The organism is Mesorhizobium sp. M1A.T.Ca.IN.004.03.1.1 (assembly GCF_003997555.1).
GTDB lineage: Bacteria > Pseudomonadota > Alphaproteobacteria > Rhizobiales > Rhizobiaceae > Mesorhizobium.
Genome location: NZ_RZTV01001067.1, coordinates 1 through 237, shown reverse-complemented (window position 1 = coordinate 237; position 237 = coordinate 1). Strand labels below are relative to the sequence as shown.

Here is a 237-nt window from a genome sequence, read left to right as displayed (position 1 = left end):
ATCTTTCATCGGCTTTGCAGCCGCACTAAGCGCGATTTTCTCCGCACCTTCTGTATTTGAGTGAGCTTTGGCATGTGGTGTCCACTTAAAAGAGGTGGACACCAAGTTATGGATGAAGGTCAAAAACCCGCGGTACGGCTGGTCGGTCTGAATGGAAGACGCCGCTTCGATCAAGGGTCGAAGGATCGCCTTTGTTGCTGCCTGCCTTGAGCCCGGCGCATCGGTATCGAAACTAGC

General features: G+C 53.2%; 1 protein-coding gene. It reads right to left on the bottom strand.

Features of this window, described 5'->3' with window-relative positions; genetic code table 11:
• The coding region (locus tag EOD29_RS36895) for a hypothetical protein (RefSeq protein WP_206520626.1) at nt 1-237 on the bottom strand (237 nt) is incomplete at both ends.